At 65.8% G+C, this 20,534-nt stretch carries 21 protein-coding genes; 13 read left to right on the forward strand and 8 right to left on the reverse strand.

Annotated features, from left to right (window positions below; translation table 11 throughout):
• Positions 1-107: 107 nt before the first annotated feature.
• The 3 genes from ASE00_RS06930 (at position 108) to ASE00_RS06935 (ending at position 2,675) form a co-directional block, all read left to right on the forward strand.
• Positions 108-695 (forward strand): 2OG-Fe(II) oxygenase, encoded by a 588-nt coding sequence (locus tag ASE00_RS06930; RefSeq protein ID WP_235538559.1) that lies wholly within the window; start codon positions 108-110, stop codon positions 693-695.
• A gap of 735 nt (positions 696-1,430) precedes the next feature.
• Positions 1,431-1,607 carry a DUF465 domain-containing protein gene (locus tag ASE00_RS22835; protein WP_082594497.1) on the forward strand — a complete coding sequence of 59 codons (177 nt, stop codon included), beginning with the start codon at positions 1,431-1,433 and terminating at the stop codon, positions 1,605-1,607.
• Positions 1,608-1,664: 57 nt separating this feature from the next.
• Positions 1,665-2,675, forward strand: coding sequence for a TerC family protein (locus tag ASE00_RS06935; RefSeq protein ID WP_056378456.1), 1,011 nt, complete (start codon positions 1,665-1,667; stop codon positions 2,673-2,675).
• Between the two features lie 56 nt (positions 2,676-2,731).
• Here the strand turns inward: ASE00_RS06935 and ASE00_RS06940 are convergent, their stop codons facing one another.
• The 4 genes from ASE00_RS06940 to ASE00_RS06955 all read right to left on the reverse strand — a co-directional run bounded on the left by ASE00_RS06940 (position 2,732) and on the right by ASE00_RS06955 (position 5,811).
• Positions 2,732-3,643: an EamA family transporter gene (locus ASE00_RS06940; RefSeq protein WP_235538560.1), complete on the reverse strand. Its 912-nt coding sequence runs from the start codon at positions 3,641-3,643 to the stop codon at positions 2,732-2,734.
• A gap of 251 nt (positions 3,644-3,894) precedes the next feature.
• On the reverse strand, positions 3,895-4,944 hold the full coding sequence (gene ada, locus ASE00_RS06945; protein WP_156405300.1) for a bifunctional DNA-binding transcriptional regulator/O6-methylguanine-DNA methyltransferase Ada: 1,050 nt from the start codon (positions 4,942-4,944) through the stop codon (positions 3,895-3,897).
• 94 nt (positions 4,945-5,038) lie between these two features.
• Positions 5,039-5,299 carry a hypothetical protein gene (locus ASE00_RS06950; RefSeq protein WP_056378462.1) on the reverse strand — a complete coding sequence of 87 codons (261 nt, stop codon included), beginning with the start codon at positions 5,297-5,299 and terminating at the stop codon, positions 5,039-5,041.
• A gap of 32 nt (positions 5,300-5,331) precedes the next feature.
• The gene (locus ASE00_RS06955; protein WP_056378464.1) at positions 5,332-5,811 is read right to left on the reverse strand and encodes a hypothetical protein; all 480 of its coding nucleotides are present in this window, start codon (positions 5,809-5,811) and stop codon (positions 5,332-5,334) included.
• A 182-nt stretch (positions 5,812-5,993) separates the two neighbouring features.
• On the opposite strand from ASE00_RS06955, the gene rpiB reads away from it, so the two are divergent.
• From rpiB to ASE00_RS06985, 6 genes are all read left to right on the forward strand, one after another.
• A complete protein-coding gene (rpiB, locus tag ASE00_RS06960) occupies positions 5,994-6,452 on the forward strand; it encodes a ribose 5-phosphate isomerase B (protein ID WP_056378467.1) in 459 nt (152 codons plus the stop codon).
• Entirely contained in the window at positions 6,449-7,765 is a 1,317-nt protein-coding gene (glyA, locus tag ASE00_RS06965) for a serine hydroxymethyltransferase (RefSeq protein ID WP_056378469.1), read from the forward strand. Before rpiB ends, glyA begins: the two co-directional genes overlap by 4 nt.
• A 6-nt stretch (positions 7,766-7,771) precedes the next feature.
• Positions 7,772-8,236 carry a transcriptional regulator NrdR gene (gene nrdR, locus ASE00_RS06970; RefSeq protein ID WP_056378471.1) on the forward strand — a complete coding sequence of 155 codons (465 nt, stop codon included), beginning with the start codon at positions 7,772-7,774 and terminating at the stop codon, positions 8,234-8,236.
• Between the two features lie 361 nt (positions 8,237-8,597).
• Positions 8,598-9,659, forward strand: a complete 1,062-nt coding sequence (locus ASE00_RS06975) for a TrmJ/YjtD family RNA methyltransferase (protein WP_082594498.1) — start codon at positions 8,598-8,600, stop codon at positions 9,657-9,659.
• Positions 9,660-9,811: 152 nt separating this feature from the next.
• Positions 9,812-10,699, forward strand: a complete 888-nt coding sequence (locus ASE00_RS06980; RefSeq protein WP_056378473.1) for a PEPxxWA-CTERM sorting domain-containing protein — start codon at positions 9,812-9,814, stop codon at positions 10,697-10,699.
• An 89-nt stretch (positions 10,700-10,788) separates the two neighbouring features.
• Positions 10,789-11,622, forward strand: coding sequence for a sterol desaturase family protein (locus ASE00_RS06985; RefSeq protein WP_056378475.1), 834 nt, complete (start codon positions 10,789-10,791; stop codon positions 11,620-11,622).
• Here ASE00_RS06985 and ASE00_RS06990 read toward each other — a convergent pair.
• Positions 11,612-11,923 carry a chorismate mutase gene (locus ASE00_RS06990; protein ID WP_056378476.1) on the reverse strand — a complete coding sequence of 104 codons (312 nt, stop codon included), beginning with the start codon at positions 11,921-11,923 and terminating at the stop codon, positions 11,612-11,614. The two genes, ASE00_RS06985 and ASE00_RS06990, sit on opposite strands and share 11 nt — an antisense overlap.
• Before the next feature lie 214 nt (positions 11,924-12,137).
• Between ASE00_RS06990 and rpsD the strand changes: the two genes are divergently transcribed.
• A complete protein-coding gene (rpsD, locus tag ASE00_RS06995; protein WP_056378479.1) occupies positions 12,138-12,752 on the forward strand; it encodes a 30S ribosomal protein S4 in 615 nt (204 codons plus the stop codon).
• A gap of 83 nt (positions 12,753-12,835) precedes the next feature.
• Here rpsD and ASE00_RS07000 read toward each other — a convergent pair whose 3' ends face one another.
• The gene (locus ASE00_RS07000) at positions 12,836-13,474 is read right to left on the reverse strand and encodes a TetR/AcrR family transcriptional regulator (RefSeq protein ID WP_056378481.1); all 639 of its coding nucleotides are present in this window, start codon (positions 13,472-13,474) and stop codon (positions 12,836-12,838) included.
• Positions 13,475-13,560: 86 nt separating this feature from the next.
• Here ASE00_RS07000 and ASE00_RS07005 point away from each other — a divergent pair, with 86 nt between their 5' ends.
• The 3 genes from ASE00_RS07005 to ASE00_RS07015 are packed head-to-tail and all read left to right on the forward strand — an operon-like array spanning position 13,561 to position 17,687.
• Positions 13,561-15,033: an efflux transporter outer membrane subunit gene (locus tag ASE00_RS07005; protein WP_056378483.1), complete on the forward strand. Its 1,473-nt coding sequence runs from the start codon at positions 13,561-13,563 to the stop codon at positions 15,031-15,033.
• Positions 15,026-16,150: an HlyD family efflux transporter periplasmic adaptor subunit gene (locus tag ASE00_RS07010; RefSeq protein WP_056378485.1), complete on the forward strand. Its 1,125-nt coding sequence runs from the start codon at positions 15,026-15,028 to the stop codon at positions 16,148-16,150. The genes ASE00_RS07005 and ASE00_RS07010 overlap by 8 nt, the downstream gene beginning before the upstream one ends.
• A 7-nt stretch (positions 16,151-16,157) precedes the next feature.
• On the forward strand, positions 16,158-17,687 hold the full coding sequence (locus tag ASE00_RS07015; protein ID WP_056378487.1) for a DHA2 family efflux MFS transporter permease subunit: 1,530 nt from the start codon (positions 16,158-16,160) through the stop codon (positions 17,685-17,687).
• A 13-nt stretch (positions 17,688-17,700) separates the two neighbouring features.
• On the opposite strand, the gene lon is transcribed toward ASE00_RS07015, so the two are convergent.
• Entirely contained in the window at positions 17,701-20,091 is a 2,391-nt protein-coding gene (lon, locus tag ASE00_RS07020) for an endopeptidase La (RefSeq protein WP_082594499.1), read from the reverse strand.
• Complete coding sequence (locus ASE00_RS07025) at positions 20,088-20,510, reverse strand: Hsp20/alpha crystallin family protein (protein ID WP_056378489.1); 423 nt, start codon at positions 20,508-20,510, stop codon at positions 20,088-20,090. Before ASE00_RS07025 ends, lon begins: the two co-directional genes overlap by 4 nt.
• Positions 20,511-20,534: the final 24 nt, after the last annotated feature.

A 20,534-nucleotide genomic window follows, 5' to 3' on the forward strand; every position in this document is an offset into this window, starting at 1 on the left:
GTTCCTATTTTGTTCTTATCACTCCTCCGCGCTGCCGGAGTCAAGCTTGCCTCCGCCCCGAGCGCCGATCTATGCGTCGAAGCCGGGCAGCATCGCGGAGGCGAACCTTGGTACAGAAAGTGGAGACCGGCTCCGCGCTGATCCATCGTTTCGACGGCGCATTGCATCCCGATCTCTGCGCCCGGCTCTGCGCGCTGATCCGCGGCCGCACCGCGCGCGCCGCCGAGGATATCGACGGGTCCAAACTGCCCTGGCACGACAGCGACACCTTTTCCTACGAGCGCTGGGACGACGCGGAGCTGCGCAGACTGGTGGGCGCCTACCGGATCATGGTCAGCCAGTTCATCTGCCTGTCCTTCCGCCAGGTGGTGTTCCCGCATTTCACCGACCTGGTGCTGTGGCGGCCGGGCAAGAAGATGGCCGAGCATAAGGACGACGGCTATGCGCATGACGGCGACACGCTGAAATGCCGCCATTATTCAGCGGTCACCTATTGCAACGACGATTATTCGGGCGGCGAGACCTTCATCAGGAACGAGCATGGCGACTATTATCTGAGCCGGCCGAAGACCGGATCGGTGGTCTTCTATCCCAGCGACGAACGCGCCACCCATGGGGTCAACGAGGTGATCGGCGCCGACCGCGTGACGCTGAGCACCTGGTATACGCGCGATTATAATCATTACCGGCCCTAGGGTGGGGCGAGGCTGTTCCGGCGCCTCAGGTTTCAGCCGTATATCTTAATGGCTGGAATGGGGTGGTTAGCTTCCATCCCAGTCAATCAATTGGAAAGGGCCTGCCACACCTGCTCCATTGTTGACTGAATGCACAGGCCAACGTGTTCACCTCCGCAGGCCTCACCTTCAAAACATCACAGCTCCTCGCAAACCCCTTCGCTTCATCGAAGGTCGGTCGGCGGCCCTTATCCTTGGCCAACTTCCGGGCCTGCAATATCATGCAATGGCGAAGAGCCGCCTCCGGCGGCATGGGATCAGGGCTGCATCCAACAAGCATTGCGAGGAGCAGCATCGAAAGAACGCTAGTGCGTAAAACCATCACGCCAATCTATACCTCTGGCGGATTTTGGGTAGACAGCTGTCACCTGATCCGCATCGATCCACAATGTTCCGAAATGGGGCTGTGCAGCAGACCTTCGGCATTTTGCCCTACCCGAACGCAGCGGATTTATAGCGCCGCGACTGGGGTCGCTTTATTTTGCCCTCGACCCATTGAACCCATTCTGCATCGACACCATGTAGCGACTGCGGACCGGGCCCCTCTGGCGCGTCGCATCGGCCCTAAGGGCAATGCGCGCGTGATGTCGGACCGCATCGGATGTTGCCGATGCTGGCCCGGGTTACTTGTCTCACCTTAGGCCCCGTCGGCTCCGTCCGATCGAACCAACTCGTTCGATTAGGGAGTGACGACATATGTCTGACCGTTTGTTCCGGTTGATGGAACACCACCAGAAGCTCGACCGCCTGCTCAGCGAAGCGCGGCAGCGGCGGTGGATCGATCCGCTGGAAATCCTGAAACTCAAGAAAATGAAGCTCGCGGTGAAGGACCGGCTCGCTGCGGCGATGGGCCGGCGGGCAACCAGCGCCTGACAACTGGCGGGGGCGCTTCGGCGCCTCCGCCTTCGCTGTTAGCATGGGAGCAGCTTCATGGAATTTCTCACTGCCGACCTACTCGGCACACCCGTCTGGTTCTGGCTGGCGTTCGCGGGTCTCGTCGCCGCGCTCACCGCCTTCGACCTCGGCTTCCTCCACAAGGAGGACCGCGAGATGGGCATCGGCGAGAGCCTAAAGCTCACCGCCTTCTATATTGTGATCGCGATGGCGTTCGGCGCCTGGATCTGGATCGAGCGCGGCGCGACGCTCGGCATGCAATATTATACCGGCTTCTTCATCGAAAAGGCGCTGTCGATCGACAATGTCTTCGTGATCAGCCTGATCTTCAGCTTCTTCGCGATTCCCGCGAAATACCAGTACCGGGCGCTGCTGTGGGGCATCATCGGCGTGATCGTTTTGCGCGGCCTGATGATCGCCGGGGGCGCCGCGCTGGTCGAGCAGGCCTATTGGGTGCTCTACATCTTCGCCGCCTTCCTGATTTTCACCGGCGTGAAGATGTTCTTCGCGGGCGACCACAATCCCGACATCGCGAACAACCCTGTCGTGCGCTGGATCAGCGGCCACATGCGCGTAACGCCGGATCTCCACGCCCAGAAGTTCTTCGTGAAAATGCCGGACGAAAAGACCGGCAAGCTGGTGCGCGCGGCGACACCGCTGTTTCTGGCGCTGGTCGTGATCAATCTCGCCGACCTCGTCTTCGCGGTCGACAGCGTGCCGGCGATCTTCGCGATCACCACCGACACCTTCATCGTCTACACCAGCAACATCATGGCGATCCTCGGCCTGCGTGCGCTCTATTTCGCACTCTCGGCGATGATTCACCGCTTCTACTATCTCAAATATGCGCTGGCGGCGGTGCTCGTGTTCATCGGGTCGAAGATTTTCGTGTCGGACTTCGTACTGGATGGCGGCAAGTTCCCGCCGGTCCTCAGCCTTGGTGTCACTGCGGCGTTGATAGCCGGCGGCGTGCTGTTCTCGCTATGGAAGACCCGCCATGGCGAGGATGCGGCGCCACATTTGCCGCACGACGCGATCAGGCCCTAACGATGCCATTATGGGGCGGCGCTTCAAGCGTCGCCCCAATTGCTTAAGCGTATAGCTTAGCTCGCCGCACCCCGCCGCCATGGATAGCCGGGGAGCCGCGCCGCGAGGGGCCACAGCACGTTGAGCGCCAGACCGCCGATCACCAGCGCCGCCGCGCCGAGCTTCCACATCGGCAGGCTTTCCCCCAGCAGCAGCGCCGACGCGCCCATGCCGAAGATCGGCACCAGCATCGCCATCGGCGTGATCACCGCCGCCGGATGACGCGCGAGCAGCCAGCCCCAGGCGACATAGCCGAACAGGGTGTTACCGACCGATTGCCATAGCACCGCCGCCCAGGCCTTCGGCCCGGCGTGTGCCAGCGCGGCTGCGATCGCGGGCCATCCCTCCATGATCAGCGCGCCGGCGAACAAAGGCGGGATCGAGAAGAGGCTGGCCCAGACGACGAAGCCGAGCATGTTCGTCACCCCGCTCGCCTTGGCGACATGGTTGCCCGCGCCCCAGCTTGCCGCCGCGATCAGCACGAGGATCAGGCCGAGCGGGGTCGCGCTGCTGTCGCCATGTTCGATGATGATGCCGATGCCGATCGTCGCCAGCAGCAGCGCGACAATCTGGAAGAAACGCACCCGTTCGCCGTTGAACGCCATGGCGAGGGCGATGGTGAAGAAGACCTGGCTCTGCACCACCAGCGATGTCAGCCCCGGCGAGATGAACCCGTTCATCGCGATGTAGACCAGCCCGAACTGACCGAAGCCGATCAGCACGCCATAAGCGGCGAGCGAGGCCCAGGCCACCTGCGGCCGCCGGATGAAGAAGGCGGCGGGCAGCAGCGCGAAACAGAAACGCAGCGTCGCGAAGAGCAGCGGCGGCAGTTCGTTCAGGCCGACGCGGATCACCACGAAATTGGTGCCCCACACCACGACCACCGCCAGCGCGAGGAGTATATGCCGGAGCGGCAGATGCGTGGACATGACCGGGCTCATGCGGATGGATTATCGCGCCGGGCGCGTCAGAGCCATCCGGACAATGTGACTATATTGTCATGCCCAACATTCTCTTCGTCATTCCCGCCCTTCGACTGCCTTGCAGGCGCTCAGGATAAACTTCGGCTTTGCCGAAGGCGGGAATCCATATTCTCTGAAGCTCGAACGTCTTACGGTTCGGAGGTTATGGATCCCCGCTTCCGCGGGGATGACGACAAAGTGGGTCACTGAAAGTCCGCTCAGCCCCGTGCTTCGCGGTCGAGCAGGGTGCGCTTGCGCTCGACGCCCCAGCGATAGCCCGACAGCGATCCGTCGCGATGGACGACGCGGTGGCAGGGCACGGCGACCGCGATCCGGTTGGCGGCGCAGGCTGCCGCCACCCCGCGCGCCGCGCGCGGTTCGCCGACCGCCGCGGCGAGATCGCCATAGCTGCGCGTCTCGCCGGCCGGGATCGCCTGCAACGCCAGCCACACCCGGCGCTGGAAGGCGGTGCCGCGAATGTCGAGCGGCAGGGCGAGACCGCGCGACGGCTCCTCTACCGCCGCCACGACCTGCGCCAGCGTCTCGGCGAAATCGCCGTCGGCGGCGATGGTGCGGGCATTGGGGAAGCGGCGTTCGAGATCGGCGACCAGCGCGGCATCGTCGTCGCCGAACATGATCGAGCATATGCCCCGATCGCTCGCCGCCGCCAGCACGCGGCCCAGCGAGGAGTGGCCGATCCCATAGCGGATCTCCATCGCCGCCCCGCCCTTGCGATAGGCGGCGGGGGCCATGCCGAGCGCACCATCGGCGGCGGCGTAGAAGCGCCCGCTCGACCCGAAACCGGCGTCGTAGAGCGCCTCGGTGACCTGCGCCCCCTGGCCCAGCGCCTCGCGCACCTTGCGGGCGCGTTCGGCATCGGCATAGCCCTTGGGGGTCAGGCCGGTGACCGCGCGGAACAGGCGGTGGAAATGATGCGGGCTGAGCCCCGCCCCGTCGGCGAGTTCGCCTAAGGACAAGGACTCCTCGGCGGCTTCGATCCGCCGGCACGCCGCGGCGATCAACGCCGCCTGGCGCTCGGCAAGCGGGGCCTCGTCGGGGCGGCAGCGCTTGCAGGGGCGAAAGCCCGCCGCCTCCGCCGCGGCGGGACCGGCATGGAAGCCGACGTTGCGCGGATTGGGGGTGCGCGCGGCGCAGGCCGGGCGGCAATAGACGCCGGTGGTCGCGACCGAATAGACGAAGCGGCCTTCCGCGCCGGCATCGCGCGTCAGCACCGCCTGCCAGCGGGGATCGTCGATCGTCGGGGTCATGGCCTGCACCTTTCGCATATAATCGTCATGCGATCATGTGCCATCGGCGAAGCGCGCGTGCTTCCCGGTGCTTGCTTTCAAATTGCAAGAAACCTCAGGCCGCCGCGCGCGCCTCGGCGTCGCGTTCGCAGTCGGGACAGGGGCCGCTATGGGGATAGACCTGATCGGCCTCGTGCCAGTGGCCGACCGCCGCCTCGAAAATCTCGATGCCTTCGCCATAGCCCAGGCCGCGCAGCACGTCGTTGGTCAGGAGATCGATCGCGCGATGCGCGGCGTGGCCCTTCATCGTCTCGACGATGTGGCGCGCGCGATCGGCGAACTCCTGTGCGGACATCAGCGGGGCGGGCTTGGTCATCGCCGCGCCCCTAGTCCCGAACAGGGGCTATTTCAAGACTGACCGGAGAGCGGGGTCGCGGCATTATCGCGGCAGAAGCCTTCGCCCTGCTGGATCATCAGGCAATTCTGCTTGCCGGCGAGCCATTTGAGGCCGGTCTGATCGCCGGTCGCGGCGCGGATGCTCTCGGGCCGCCCGTCGCGGGTGAAGCGGATCAGGTCGCCGTCGGCGGCGCCCTCATAGCTCTTGGTGCCGTCGAGCAGGGTCACACTCAATACATAGCGGCCACGCTCGCCCGCGGGCTGGATGTCGAGGACGAGGCCCTCGACGCCGATCCACTTGCCGACCCAGGCGTCGGTGGGCAGTGCCGCTTCCGCGCCATTGCCGACCGGATCAACGTCGTCGATCGTCTCGTCGGCGGCGGCGGCATTGTCGGCGACGCTGACATTGTCGACCGGATGGGCGTCCTCGCCCCGGGCGCAGGCGGCCAGCAGCATGAGGGCAGCCAGGCTGGCGGACGTGCGGATGGTCATCGGTCAACTCCTTTAGCGCAAACAGCCCCCGCACCCTTCAAAGGAGATCATCGACGCCGAGGTCAACCGCAAAGATGCGAAAGCGGCCGCGCGGCGCGGATGATCCGCGCGCGGCCATTGCGATAATGCGCTATCGTCCCTAGAGACCGGCCAACACCCGACTCGCAAGCACTGGACAGGATATGGCCGAGACCATCGCCATCGCATCCGATCACGCCGCTTTCGACCTCAAGGCCATGCTCGTCGCCTGGCTGCGAGAGGCGGGCCATGAGGTGATCGACCTCGGCCCCGACAGTAGCGCATCGGTCGACTATCCCGATTATGGCTATCGCATCGCCGAGGCGATCGCGGCGGGCGAAGCGGCCAAGGGCGTCGCGCTGTGCGGATCGGGGATCGGCATCTCGATCGCGGTCAACCGCCATCCGGCTGCCCGCTGCGCACTGGTCAACGAGGTTCTCTCCGCGACGCTGGCGCGCGAGCATAATGACGCCAACGTCATCGCACTGGGCGCGCGGCTGATCGGCATCGAGCAGGCCAAGGCCTGCATCACCGCCTTCCTCGCGACGCCGTTCGGCGGCGACCGGCACGCCCGGCGCGTCGACAAACTCACCCACCCCCGCTTCCACAAGGAACACGCATGAGCAGCAACCCCGCCGCCACCTTGTCCGACGTCCAGCCCGACGGGTTCTTCACGCGCGGCCTGGCCGAGGCCGATCCGGCGGTGTTCGGCGGCCTGACCCAGGAAATCGCCCGCGAGAAGAAGCAGATCGAGCTGATCGCGTCGGAGAACATCGTCTCCAAGGCGGTGCTGGAAGCGCAGGGCTCGGTGTTCACCAACAAATATGCCGAGGGCTATCCGGGCAAGCGCTATTATCAGGGCTGCCACCCGTCCGACGTCGTCGAGCAGCTCGCGATTGACCGCGCCAAGCAGATGTTCAACTGCGGCTTCGCCAACGTCCAGCCGCATTCGGGCGCGCAGGCCAACGGCGCGGTGATGCTGGCGCTGACCAAGCCCGGCGACACGATCATGGGCCTCAGCCTTGATGCGGGCGGCCATCTGACTCATGGCGCAAAGGCGGCGCTGTCGGGCAAATGGTATAACGCCGTCCAATATGGCGTCCGCCCCGACGACCACCGCATCGATTTCGATCAGGTCGAGGCGCTCGCCCGCGAGCATAAGCCGACGCTGATCATCACCGGCGGCTCGGCCTATCCGCGCCACATCGACTTCGCCCGCTTCCGCGCAATCGCGGACGAGGTCGGCGCGCTGTTCATGGTGGACATGGCGCATTTCGCGGGGCTGGTCGCGGGCGGGGTGCATCCGACTCCGTTCGGCCACGCCCATGTCGTCACCACCACGACCCACAAGACGCTGCGCGGCCCGCGCGGCGGCATGATCATGACCGACGACGAGGCGATCGCGAAGAAGATCAACTCGGCGGTGTTCCCGGGGCTTCAGGGCGGCCCGCTGATGCACGTCATCGCCGCCAAGGCGGTGGCGTTCGGCGAAGCGCTGCAGCCCGAGTTCAAGGCTTATGCCGCCGCCGTGGTGGAGAATGCCAAGGTGCTCGCCGCCCGCCTCAAGGAGCGCGGCGCCGATCTCGTCTCGGGCGGCACCGACACGCATCTGGCGCTGGTCGACCTGCGCCCGATCGGCGTGACCGGCCGTGACGCCGACGAAGCGCTCGAGCGCGCAGGCATCACCTGCAACAAGAATGGCGTGCCCAATGATCCGCTGCCTCCGGTCAAGACCAGCGGCATCCGCGTCGGTTCGCCCGCCGGCACGACGCGCGGCTTCGGCCCCGCCGAGTTCCGCGACATCGCCGACATGATCGCCGACGTGCTCGACGGCCTCGCCAAGAACGGCCCGGAAGGCAATGGCCAGACCGAGGCACATGTGAAAGCACGCGTCGAAGCGCTGTGCGACCGCTTCCCGATCTATCCGGAGCTGTAAGCCGTAATGCGCTGTCCCTTCTGCGCCCATGACGACAGCCAGGTTAAGGACAGCCGCCCCACCGACGATGGGGCGGCGATCCGGCGCAGGCGGCAATGCGAAGGGTGCGGCGCGCGGTTCACGACCTTCGAGCGCATCCAGTTGCGCGAGATGACGGTGGTGAAGAGTGAAGGGCGGCGCGAGCCGTTCGACCGGTCGAAGCTCGAACGCTCGATCCAGATCGCATGCCGCAAGCGCCCGGTCGATCCCGCGCGGATCGAACGGCTTGCCACCGCGATCCAGCGGCAGATCGAGACCAGCGGCGACAGCGAGATCCCGGCCAGTGCGGTCGGCGGCATGGTTATGGACGGGCTCAAGGCGCTCGACAGCGTCGCCTATATCCGGTTTGCCAGCGTCTATAAGGACTTCCGCGAGGCCAAGGATTTCGAGGATTTTGCGGGCGCGGTCAGCGAGGCGGGCCGGGACGGCTGATCCTTCCTTCAAGACGATGCTCAGGTGAAGATTGCCCCCAGCAATCTTCAGTCATGTCCGGGGGATATGACGACTTAAAGCATTTCGCCCGGCTCACGGGCTCCTCAGGATGAGCGGGAATAAGAAGGTGATAGCTTGACCCACGCTCCCCTCTTCCCTCCCCCGCTCATCCTGAGTAGGGGCTGAGCGCAGGCGAAGACCCGTATCGAAGGATCCTTCGAGACGCCACTTCGCCAAGCTCAGTGGCTCCTCAGGATGAGCGGCTGGGGGAAGACGCGATCGGCATATGTTCGACGACCTCCCTCCGCTCATCCGGAGTAGGGGCTGAGCGCAGGCGAAGACCCGTATCGAAGGACCGCCCGTGACGTTTTGGGCCTATATGCTGCGCTGTGCCGACGACAGTCTCTACGTTGGCCATACCGACGATCTCGATGTCCGGATGGCCCAGCATGTGTCCGGAACGCTGCCCGGTTACACGCAGAAACGCAGGCCTGTCTCGCTCGTCTGGTCCGAACAGTTTCCGGAACGCGATCAGGCCTTCGCCGCCGAACGACAAATCAAGGGTTGGTCCAGATTGAAGAAACAGGCGCTTATCGAAGGCAACTGGGCTGCGGTTTCTCGTTTGGCAAAACGCTCGAACGTCCTCCGAGACGAGGCTTCGACAGGCTCAGCCTCTCCTCAGGATGAGCGGGAGGAGAGAAGTGAAGGGGCGCTGTCGCCCGTAATAGTTCTGGTCCGCCCGCAGCTGGGCGAGAATATCGGCAAGGCGGCGCGCGCGATGCTCAATTTCGGGCTGACCGAGTTGCGGCTCGTCAGCCCGCGTGACGGGTGGCCCAATCCGGACGCCGGCCCCGCCGCGTCGGGCGCGGACATCGTCCTCGAGCGTGCCCGGGTCTATGACAGCGTCGCCGAGGCGACCGCCGACTGCGCCCAGGTCTATGCGACCACGGTGCGCAAGCGCGGCGTCACCAAGCCGGTCGTCACCCCGGAAGAGGCCGCGGCCGAGATCCGGACCAGCGGCGGGCGCGCGGCGATCCTGTTCGGTCCCGAGCGCTCGGGACTCGAGACCGACGACGTCGCGGTCGCCCGCACGATCGTCACCGTGCCGATCAATCCCGAGTTCGGCAGCCTCAATCTCGCGCAGGCGGTCATACTAATTGCCTATGAATGGTCGAAGGGCGAGAAGCTCGCCTCGCCCCCGTCGGTCGACCTCGACCCGCCCGCGTCACAGCAGGAACTCGACGGCCTTATCGGCCATCTCGAACAGCTGCTCGACGAAGCCGGATATTTTTTCCCGCCCGACCGCACGCCGACGACGAAGCGCATGCTGCGCGGCATGCTGACGAAACCAGGTTGGAACGCGCAGGAGATCAGAACGATGCGCGGCGTGCTGAGCACGTTAGAACGCCCGCGAAAACGCTAAAAGCGGCGGCGTTGCGCAGTTTATACGGAATAAAGCCAAGTCTCGCACAATGTAAACTTCCTGTAAACCGCAAAACTCTGCGGATTCTTGCATTGTTAGCCCTTTTATCGTACAGACGGTTGCATGTGTTTGCGTTCGGGGGACTTGTGGTGATGCGTGGGGGGCTGTTCGCGCTGCTGACGGCTTTGCTGACGCTTGTCGCCGCTGCGCCCGCGCAGGCTGCCAACCTGCTCACCAACGGCGACTTCGAAACAACTTCCTTCTTCTACATCGACGGCGGCACCGGCCAGCCGGTCTATCCGGGCACGTCCTGGGGCCAGTATTTCGTCGATCAGAACACCGGCCAGCCGGCGCAGGACGTGCAAGGCTGGACCAACAATGGCTATAATTTCATATTCACGCCGGACATGGCGGCCTCGGCATCAGGTAGCCCGCAGAGCCCGTCCTATCTGACGCTGTGGGGCATGCCCGGCACGGGCGTAAGCAACGGTATCGGCCCCAGCCCCACCGGCGGCAACTTCGTCGTGTCGGACGGCGCCTATCAGAACGGCCCCATCTCGCAGACGGTCTCCGGCCTGGAAATCGGCCATCAATATACGCTGTCCTTCTGGTGGGCAGCGGGCCAGCAATATACGTTCGACGGCGCGACGACCGACGCCTGGACGGTCTGCTTCGGCACCTGCGCCTTCACCACCAGCTATGACAATAATGGCGACGGCTATTCGACCTTCACGCCCGGCACCGGCGAGATCATGTCGACCGGCACCGTCGCGGTCCCCAACCACGGCTTCGTGCCGTGGCGTTACGAGGAACTGACCTTCACCGCGACGTCGAACACCCAGACCCTGTCGCTGCTGGCCTATGGCACCCCGCTCGGCCAGCCGCCCTTCGCGCTGATCGACGGGCTGTCGCTGCAGTCGGTGCCCGAGCCTACCACCTGGGCGATGATGCTGATCGGCTTCGGCCTCGTCGGCGGTGTGATGCGGACCCGCCGCAACGCCTTCTCGGAACGCCGCGCGCTGAACAGGCAGATCATCTGACGGCATTGCCGCGTCGCGGCGGTGACAGGCCGGCGCCCGGCCCCTATGATCGGCCCCGTCCCGGCACATGACGCGGAGCATGGAGCGGAATGTCTCCCGAACTGATCCATCATCTGCTGCTCACCATGCGCAGCCTGATCGTGTGGCTGTTCGTGCTGACCGCGATCTTCGTTCCGCTCGAGCGGCTGTTCGGCGTCATCCGCCAGCCGACGCTGCGTCCTCATATCCTGGCCGATCTCGGCTATTTCTTCATGACCGGGCTGATCCCGACGCTCATCCTCGCCGTCCCGCTCGGCGCGATCGCGGCGGTGTCGCGGGAACTGATGCCCGACACCTATCTGTTCCGGGTGATCAGCCTGCCGATTCCGGCGCAGATCGCGATCGCCTTCGTCATCGGCGAGTTCGGCTTCTACTGGGGGCACCGCATCATGCACCAGGTGCCCTGGCTATGGCGTTTCCATGCCATCCATCATGAGCCGGTGCGGATGGACTGGCTGATCAACAGCCGCGCCCACGCGATCGACATCATTTTCACGCGGATGATCGGGCTGACGCTGGTGACGGCCGCCGGCTTCGGTTCACCGGGAGCCGGGTCGGGAAGCCTGGTTCCGGTGATCGTGCTGATCATCGGCACCTTCTGGGGCTTCTTCATCCATTCGAACCTGCGGGTGCGGCTCGGCTGGCTGGAGCATATCCTGTCGACGCCGCGCTTTCACCACTGGCATCATTCGCGCGTCGACCATGTCAACCGCAACTATGCCTCGACCCTGCCGATCTACGACAAGATCTTCGGCACGCACCACCTGCCGCCCGCAGCCTGGCCGCCGAGCTATGGCATCGCGCCCGAGAACCGGCCCGAGGCGCTGCTCGACGCGCACCATGACGACCTCCCGGGGCAAGAACCGGCTGCCCCTAAGGCCTAGAGTCGAACAGCTCCAGTTCTTCCGCGATCGAGCCTTCGACCAGCATGTCGTACAGCCGGTAGGCGAGCCGCGGCGGAAAGCCGCGGTCGTTCGCCACCTTGACGGCATGGGCGATGACCTCGGTCTTGCGGACCTCGTCGCGGACGAGATCGCGATCCTTCTTGATGCGCGCCGCTGCCTCGATATAGCGCATGCGCTCGGCCAGCAGGCTGACGATCAGCGTATCGAGTCCATCGATCGCGGCGCGGACCTGCTGCATGTCGGTGCATTCGGCGGCGGGAACGGGTGTCTTGTCGGTCATGCCGCGCCCCTTAGCGTTCCCGGACGGGGTTGACTATCCGCCTCTTCGCGGCCATAGGCGCGCCTTCGCAATCGGCCCCGCACCCCGGTGAAGCGGTGGCCCTGCCCTCCCCCAAAGCGATTTGGCGGCGATCCAGCAGAGCGACATACCGGGATCGACCCCGTCCCCGCTTCGGCGGAGGCGGGCAACGTTGTAGCGATTGAAGGAAGATATCATGTCGAAGCGTACGAGCGCCAAGTACAAGCTCGACCGCCGGATGGGCGAGAACATCTGGGGTCGTCCGAAGAGCCCGGTCAACAAGCGTGAATATGGCCCCGGCCAGCACGGTCAGCGCCGCAAGGGCAAGCTGTCGGACTACGGTATCCAGCTGAAGGCGAAGCAGAAGCTCAAGGGCTATTACGGCGACGTCACCGAGAAGCAGTTCAAGAAGAACTACACCGAAGCGTCGCGCATGAAGGGCGACACCTCGCAGAACCTGATCGGCCTGCTCGAGCGTCGCTTGGACGCCGTCGTCTACCGCGCCAAGTTCGCACCGACGATCTTCGCCGCGCGCCAGCTGGTCAGCCACGGCCACATCCGCGTCAACGGCGTGAAGTGCAATATCGCCTCGCGTCTGGTGAAGCCGGGCGATGAAATCACGCTGGGCTCGAAGGCGCAGGAAATGGCGCTGGTGCTCGAAGCGCAGGGCCTGTCAGAGCGTGACATTCCCGAATATATCGCCCAGGACGGCGCCGCGAAGGTCACCTATGTTCGCGTGCCGACGCTGGACGAGGTCCCCTATCCGGTGAAGATGGAACCGAACCTGGTCGTCGAATTCTATTCGCGCTGATCCGGTTCCCATCGGGACAGACAAGAGGGCGGTCTTCGGGCCGCCCTTTTTCGTTGTGGCGCCGGGCAGGGCGACGATTGCGGTCAGGGCCGGTAGGCCCGCATGAAGATGTCCATAGCCGCATCGGCATCGGCGGCGATGCGTTCGGGGGCCGGCTCCCTCAAGCGGCCGAGCAGCAGCAGCTGATGGGTTTCCGACATGCACAGGCTGGTCAGCGTCCTGGCGGCGCGAATGGGATCGTCCTCGCGCAGCAGCCCGCGCTCCATCGCCGTCGCAATAAAGCCCCCCACCAGCCGCCAGGTGGCAAGCGGCGCACGTTCATAGAATATTTTGCCGATCTCGGGGAAACGGTCGACCTCGCTATAGATCAGCCGGTGCAGGGCGATCGCTTCGGGTCCGGTGATCTTGGCCACATAGGAGAGGCAGAAGCTTCGAAGCGTCCGCTCCGGATTGCCGCACGCATCGAGCAGTAGTGACAGCTCGGCGCGATAGGCAGCAGTCTTGCGATCGAGAACCGCCTCGAACAACTCTTCCTTGGATGCGAAATAGCTCCACAAAGTAGCCTTCGATCCGCCGACCTCCGCGGCGATCGCCGACATCGTCGTGCCCGCATAGCCGTGTTGAAGAAAATATGGACCGGCTACCGCCAGGATCGCATCGCGGCGATCCATCCTGCGCGCCTCGCGGCGGCCAAGCCCGGACTTTTCCTGCACCAACTCCATAACCGTACTATATAGTACAGTTTTTTATTGACAAGGGGGTAAGCGAGGCGCAGAGGGCGAACCATACTAGATAGTACGGTTTCACCATGCCCAACGTTCGCCGCCACAGTCCTCTTCGCGCTGTTCTCCCGGTCGGTCTCGCCGCCTGGCTTTCGGCCTGCGCAGCCGCGCCAGATCTCGGGCCGAAGCCGACACTCCGCGCGGCGTCAAGCATTGCGGCAGAGCAGAGTCTCAAGGCCGAGTCCGTCCCAGCCGCCTGGCCCGCCGGCGACTGGTGGCGCGGCTATGGCGATCCCCAGCTGACCGCGCTGATCGAAGAGGGCCTGCGTGGTTCACCCGACGTCGCCATCGCCGCCGCGCGGTTGCGGGCGGCGCAAGGTGCGGCCCAGACCGCCGGTGCCCCGCTGCTGCCTTCGATCGACGCCCGCGCGCAGGCGGGGCTGGAGAAGCAGAGCAAAAATCTGGGCATCCCGCCGCAATTCGTGCCCGGCGGCTGGCAGGATGTCGGCCAGGCCAGCCTGAACCTCGGCTTCGACATCGACCTGTGGGGCCGCAACCGCGCGCAGCTCGCCGCCGCGACTTCGGACGCCGAGGCAGCGCGAATCGACCGGGACCTCGCGGGGCTGATGCTGACCACCGGCATCGCCGCGGCCTATGCCGATCTCGCCCGCCTCTACGCCGAACGCGACGTACGCGCGTCGGCGGTCGAACTGCGCCTCGCCACCCAGAAGCTGGTGTCCGACCGGGTGCGCTCCGGTCTCGACACCCGCGCCGAACTCAAGCAGGCCGATGCGGCGGTGCCGCAGGCCCGCGCCGACCTCATCGCCATCGACGACGCGATCATCACCACACGCCACCAGATAGCGGCGCTGATCGGCGCGGGTCCCGACCGCGGCCTCGCCATCACGCGCCCTGCCCTGGGGGCGCTTCATCCGCTCGCCCTGCCCGCCCAGCTCACGACCGATCTGGTCGGCCGCCGCCCCGACATCGCCGCGGCCCGCGCCCGCACCGAAGCCGCCGCCAGCCGGATCAAGGTTGCACGTGCCGACTTCTATCCGGCGATCAGCCTCGGCGCGCTGATCGGGGTGCAATCGCTCGGCCTCGCCAACCTCACCGACCGGCAGTCGATCTATGGCAATGCCGGGCCGGCGGTCAGCCTGCCGATCTTTCACGGCGGCGCGCTCAGCGGGCGCTATCGCGGCGCGCGGGCAAGCTATGACGAGGCGGTCGCCAGCTATGACAAGACCGTGCTGACGGCCTATCGCGAGGTCGCTGACGCGGTGACAGGACGACGCGCCGTCGCCGACCAGATCGGCGAGCTGCGCCAGGCGCTTACCGATTCCGAGGAAGCCTATGCCATCGCCCGCAAACGCTATGAGGGCGGGCTTTCGACCTATCTCGACGTGCTGACCGCACAGGAAAGGCTGCTGCAGGTCCGTCTGGCCGCCGCCAGCGTCGACGCACGGGCCTTTGCGATCGACATTGCGCTCGTCCGGGCGCTGGGCGGCGGATTTTCTGCTACCACTGCTTCCAATGACAAGGATTCCATCCATGGCTGAAGCCGATCCCACGCCCCCGGCAGCCGATCCCCAGTCCACCGGCGTCGCCGATGCGCAGCGCGCGGCACGCCAGCAGGCGCGCAAGACATGGCTGACCCGGCTCGCCCTGGGCATCGCGGGAGCGATCGCACTGTGGGGCCTGTGGTATCTGCTGATCGGCCGCGACCATGTCAGCACCGACAACGCCTATGTGAATGCGGAGGTGGCGCAGGTCACCCCGCTGATCGCCGGACAGGTGGTGGCGGTGCAAGTCCGTGATACCCAGACGGTGAAGGCTGGCGACATATTGGTCCGCCTCGACGACGCCAACGCGCGAATCAGCTATGCCGCCGCGGAAGCCGAACTGGCGCAAGCGCGGCGCATGTTCCGCCAGACATCGGCGACCGGCAGCGCGCTGGCGTCGCAGCTCGACGCACGCCGCGCCGACATCGTCCGCGCACAGGCGGATTACGACAAGGCGCGCATCGATCTCGACCGCCGGCTCGCTCTACAGCCGTCGGGCGCGGTTTCGGGCGAAGAGCTGACCAGCGCACGCAAAGCCTTCGCCGCGGCCCGCGCGGGTCTGGCCCAGGCGCGATCGAACCAGGGCGCCGCCGCCGGGGAGCTTGCCGCCAATCGCGCGATGACCAGCGGATCGACGGTCGAAACCGATCCGATGGTGCTTGCCGCGAAGGCGAAGCTCGCCGCTGCCCAGCTGGATCTGGACCGCACCGTGATCCGCGCGCCGGTCGACGGCGTCGTCACCCGCCGCCAGGTACAGGTCGGCCAGCGCATCGCCCAGGGCAGCCCGATCATGATGATCGTTCCGCTGGCCAACGTCTATGTCGACGCCAATTTCAAGGAACGCCAGCTGCGCCGCGTGAAGCCCGGCCAGCCCGCGACCCTGACCGCCGACCTCTATGGCGGCGGCGTCGAATATCATGGCCGGGTCGAGGGTTTCTCGGGCGGGACCGGCGCGGCCTTCGCGCTGATCCCGGCGCAGAACGCGACCGGCAACTGGATCAAGGTCGTCCAGCGCGTGCCGGTCCGCATCGCGCTCGACCCCCGCGAACTGGCCGAGCATCCGCTGCGCGTCGGGTTGTCGATGGAAGTCGAAATCGACGTCTCCGGAAACTGATCGCGACATGGCCGAGACCGATCCTTCGCACATGCTGACCGGCCGCCGCCGCATGCTGGCGGCGATCGCGCTGGCATCGGCGAACCTGATGGTCATGTTCGACATGACCATCGCCAATGTCTCAGTGCCGCACATCGCCGGCAGCCTGGGCATCTCGGCCAGCCAGGGCATATGGGTGATCACTTCCTACGCCGTCGCGGAAGCGATCTGCGTCCCGCTGACCGGCTGGCTCGCCGAGCGATTCGGCGCGGTGCGCTGCTTCGTGCTCGGAGCCCTCGGTTTCGGCCTGTTCTCCATCCTGTGCGGCATGTCGCTGACGCTGGGCATGCTCGTCGCCTGCCGCATTGGCCAGGGTCTGTGCGGCGGGCCGATCATGCCGCTGACCCAGACGCTGATGATGCGCCTCTTTCCGCCCGAGAAGCGATCCCAGGCGATGGGCATCTGGGCGATCACCACGATCATCGGCCCGGTGCTGGGGCCGGTCATCGGCGGCACGATCAGCGACAATTTCAGCTGGCACTGGATCTTCTTCATCAACGTGCCCATCGTGCTGTTCTGCGCGATCACTGCGCACACGATGCTGCGCCCGATCGAAACGCCGACTGCGAAGCGGCCGATCGATCGCGTCGGCCTGGCGCTGCTGGTCACCTGGATCAGCGCCTTGCAGATCATGCTCGACATCGGGCGCGAGCATGACTGGTTCGCTGATCCCACGGTGCTGGCGCTTGGCCTTACCGCAGTGATCGTCTTTGCGATCTTCGTGGTCTGGGAGCTGACCGAGGAACATCCGATCGTCGATCTGCGGATCTTCCGCCATCGCAGCTTCACCGTCGGCGTGCTGACTTTGGCGATCGGGTTCGGATGTTATTTCGCAGGCACGGTGATCATACCGCAGTGGATGCAGCTCTCGATGGGCTATACCGCGACCCAGGCGGGCATCGCGACTGCGGCCTCGGGCATGGCAGGGTTGTTCGTCGCCCGCTTCCCGCCGCTGCTGCTGAAGCATGTCGATCCGCGCATCATGCTATCGGGGGCGTTGATCTGGGTCGGTTGCGCGACGTTGCTGCGGGTGACCTGGACCAGCGGGGCGGACTTCGCCACGCTCATCACGCCGCAATTCGTGATGGGCCTGGGCATGCCCTTCTTCTTCATCACTGCCACGTCGGTGTCGCTGGGCTCGATCCCGCCGAACGAGATGGCTTCCGCGGCCGGCCTGCAGAATTTCGTGCGCACCATCGCACTGGCTGCATCGACCTCGATCGTCATGACTTATTGGGGTGACCAGTCCCGCGTCGCGAACAGCGAGCTCGCCGGCAAGCTCAACGGCGACGCTACCACGAGCACGCTGATCGCCAGCGGCCTGTCGCCCGAACAGGCGCGGGCGATGATCGCCCAGCTGGTCGATCGCGAGGCAGTGACGCTGGCGACCGACAAGGTTTTCCTGATCGCCGGACTGGCGATGATCGCGATCGCCGCCTGGGTGTGGACCTCACCCCGCCCGAAGACGACGCTACAGCCGGGCGCGGGAGGGCATTAAGGCGCCGGAAAGCTCAGGCGTCCAGCCCCTCGCGCATCGCATCCTCGACCTTTTCGAGCCAGATGAATTCGAGCTTCTCGCGCGCATTGGCGGGGATGTCGTCGAAATCGCGGCGGTTGCGGGCAGGCAGCATGACGCGGGTGATCCCCGCCCCCGCCGCGGCCACGACCTTCTCTTTGATCCCGCCGACCGGCAGCACCAGCCCGCGCAGCGATATCTCGCCGGTCATCGCGGTGTCGCTGCGCACCGTCCTGCCGGTGAGCAGCGAGGTCAGCGCCATATACATGGCCACGCCCGCGCTCGGCCCGTCCTTGGGCGTCGCCCCGGCGGGAACATGGACATGGATGTCGCTCTTTTCGAGCGCGGCCGCGTCGATGCCCAGTAGGTCGGCCCGGCTCTTGACCAGGCTGAGTGCCGCCTGCGCGCTTTCCTTCATCACGTCGCCGAGCTGGCCGGTGAGGATCAGCCGGCCGCTGCCCGGCATCTTGGTCGCCTCGATGAACAATATGTCGCCGCCGACCGGCGTATAGGCGAGCCCGGTCGAGACGCCGGGCACGCTGGTGCGCTGCGCGACCTCATTTTCGAAGATGCGGCCGCCGAGCACGTCCTCCACGCCCGCCTCGCCGATCGCGACATGGGTGGCGCTGCCGTCGGCGATCTTCACCGCGGCGTGGCGGATCACCTTGCCGACCTCGCGCTCGAGATTGCGGACACCGGCCTCGCGCGTGTAGTAGCGGATGATCGCGCCGAGCGCGGCATCGTCGATCTCGACCTGTTCGGCGGTCACGCCATTCGCCTCTAGCTGGCGGCGGACGAGATAGCGCCGGGCGATGTTGAGCTTCTCCTCCTCGGTGTAGCCGGCGAGCGAGATGATCTCCATGCGGTCGCGCAGCGGCCCCGGGATGGTGTCGAGCATGTTCGCGGTGGCGATGAACACCACCCGGCTGAGATCGAAGGGCACGCCGAGATAATTGTCGCGGAAGGTGCCGTTCTGCTCGGGATCGAGCACTTCGAGCATCGCCGCCGAAGGATCGCCCTGGACGCCGCGGCCCAGCTTGTCGATCTCGTCGAGCATCATCACGCAGTCGCGGGTGCCCGCCTTGCGGATCGCCTGGATGATGTTGCCGGGCAACGCGCCGATATAGGTGCGGCGGTGGCCGCGTATCTCGGCCTCATCATGGACGCCGCCCAGGCTGACGCGCACGAACTCGCGCCCCATCGCCTTGGCGATCGACTGGCCGAGCGAGGTCTTGCCCACGCCGGGCGGGCCCGCGAAGCAGAGGATCGGCGCCTTGCCCTCGGGCGCAAGCTTGCGCACCGCGAGATATTCGACGATCCGCCGCTTGATCTTGTCGAGGCCATAATGATCGGCGTCGAGCTGGGCGCGCGCCGCGTCGATCTCGATCGGCTTATGCTCGGGCGTCTTCCACGGCAGATCGATCAGCGTGTCGAGATAGGTGCGGATCATGCCATGTTCGGCGGCGGCGTCGGGCATGCGTTCGAGCCGGCGCAGCTCGCGCAGCGCCTGCTTCTCGACATCCTCGGGCATGCCGGCCTGCTCGATGGCCTCGCGGAGCTCCGCCATCTCGGCAGAATTGCCCTCGTCCTCGCCGAGCTGGCGCTGGATCTCGGCCATCTGTTCGCGCAGCAGATGCTCGCGCTGGCGGGTGCCGAGCTTTTCCTGCACGCCCTTGCCGATCTCGGCCGACAGGCGCAACACTTCCAGCCGCTGCGCCAGCAAAGCCAGGACCCGGTCGAGCCGCGGTTCGAGCGCGACCGTCTCCAATATCTCCTGCTTCTGCTCGGGCGGGATATCCATATAGGCGGCGGTGATGTCGGCGAGCGCGCCCGCCGAGCCGATATTTTGGATCGCCTCCCGCAGCCCCTGCGGCGATTGCGGGAGTAGCGACACCGTCTCCAGCGCCTGCTGGCGCAGATTGATGAAACGCGCCTCGACCTCGGCGCCCTTGGCATCGGGCTCGGCGATCCGCTCGATCCGCGCCACCAGGAACGGCCAGCCGTCGAGATATTCGACGACGCGGAAGCGGGTTTCGCCCTGGACGATCAGATGGTTGGTCTCGTCGGGTCCGGTGATGTAGCGCAGCACATTGGCGACCGTGCCCATGCGATGCATGTCTACTGCACCTGGATCCTGCAACTCGGGATCGCGCTGGGCCAGGATGCCGACGGGCAGGCTCTCGCGCACCGCCGCCTGCGCCGCCTCGACCGATGCGGCCCGGCCGATGGTCAGCGGCATCACGACGTCGGGGAACATCACGAAGTTGCGCACCGGCACGATGATGATCGCGTCGGCGGGCAAGGGGCGCAGGCTCGACTGCGACGCGTCGGGAGCCGCTTCGGGCTTGTCCTGCACGGCGGCGTTGCCGGTCAAAGCGTCGGTCATGCCCGCTGCCCTCCATTGGTCTTGTGCAGAGTGACGAGGAGACAGCCATGCGCGCTCGACCGGGCGACCGCGCCATAGCGGCCCGCGGGTAGCGGCAGGCGGCGCTCGAAGCGCCCCTGCGGCAGTTCGAGCCGATGGATCTTGGCGGTGCGCAACTCGGCGGGAAGGATCCGCGAGCCGCGCACGACGAGGACGCCATCTTCGATGAAGGCTTCGGTCTGCTCCAGATCGACGCCCGGGAGCGCGACGAGCACCAGCACCTCGCGGTCGGTTTCGAGCATATCCGCCGGAGGCTCCCATCCGATCGCCCCGCCGGACGGGCGCATCGGGGCGAAGCTCTGCTGGTGGAGCCGCTGGACCCGATCGAGCAGATCGACGGCGTCCGCCCACATCCAGTTGCGCGATCGGCCAGAATTCATGACGGCATCTCTCCTTCGATCAGC

The organism is Sphingomonas sp. Root710 (assembly GCF_001429065.1).
GTDB lineage: Bacteria > Pseudomonadota > Alphaproteobacteria > Sphingomonadales > Sphingomonadaceae > Rhizorhabdus.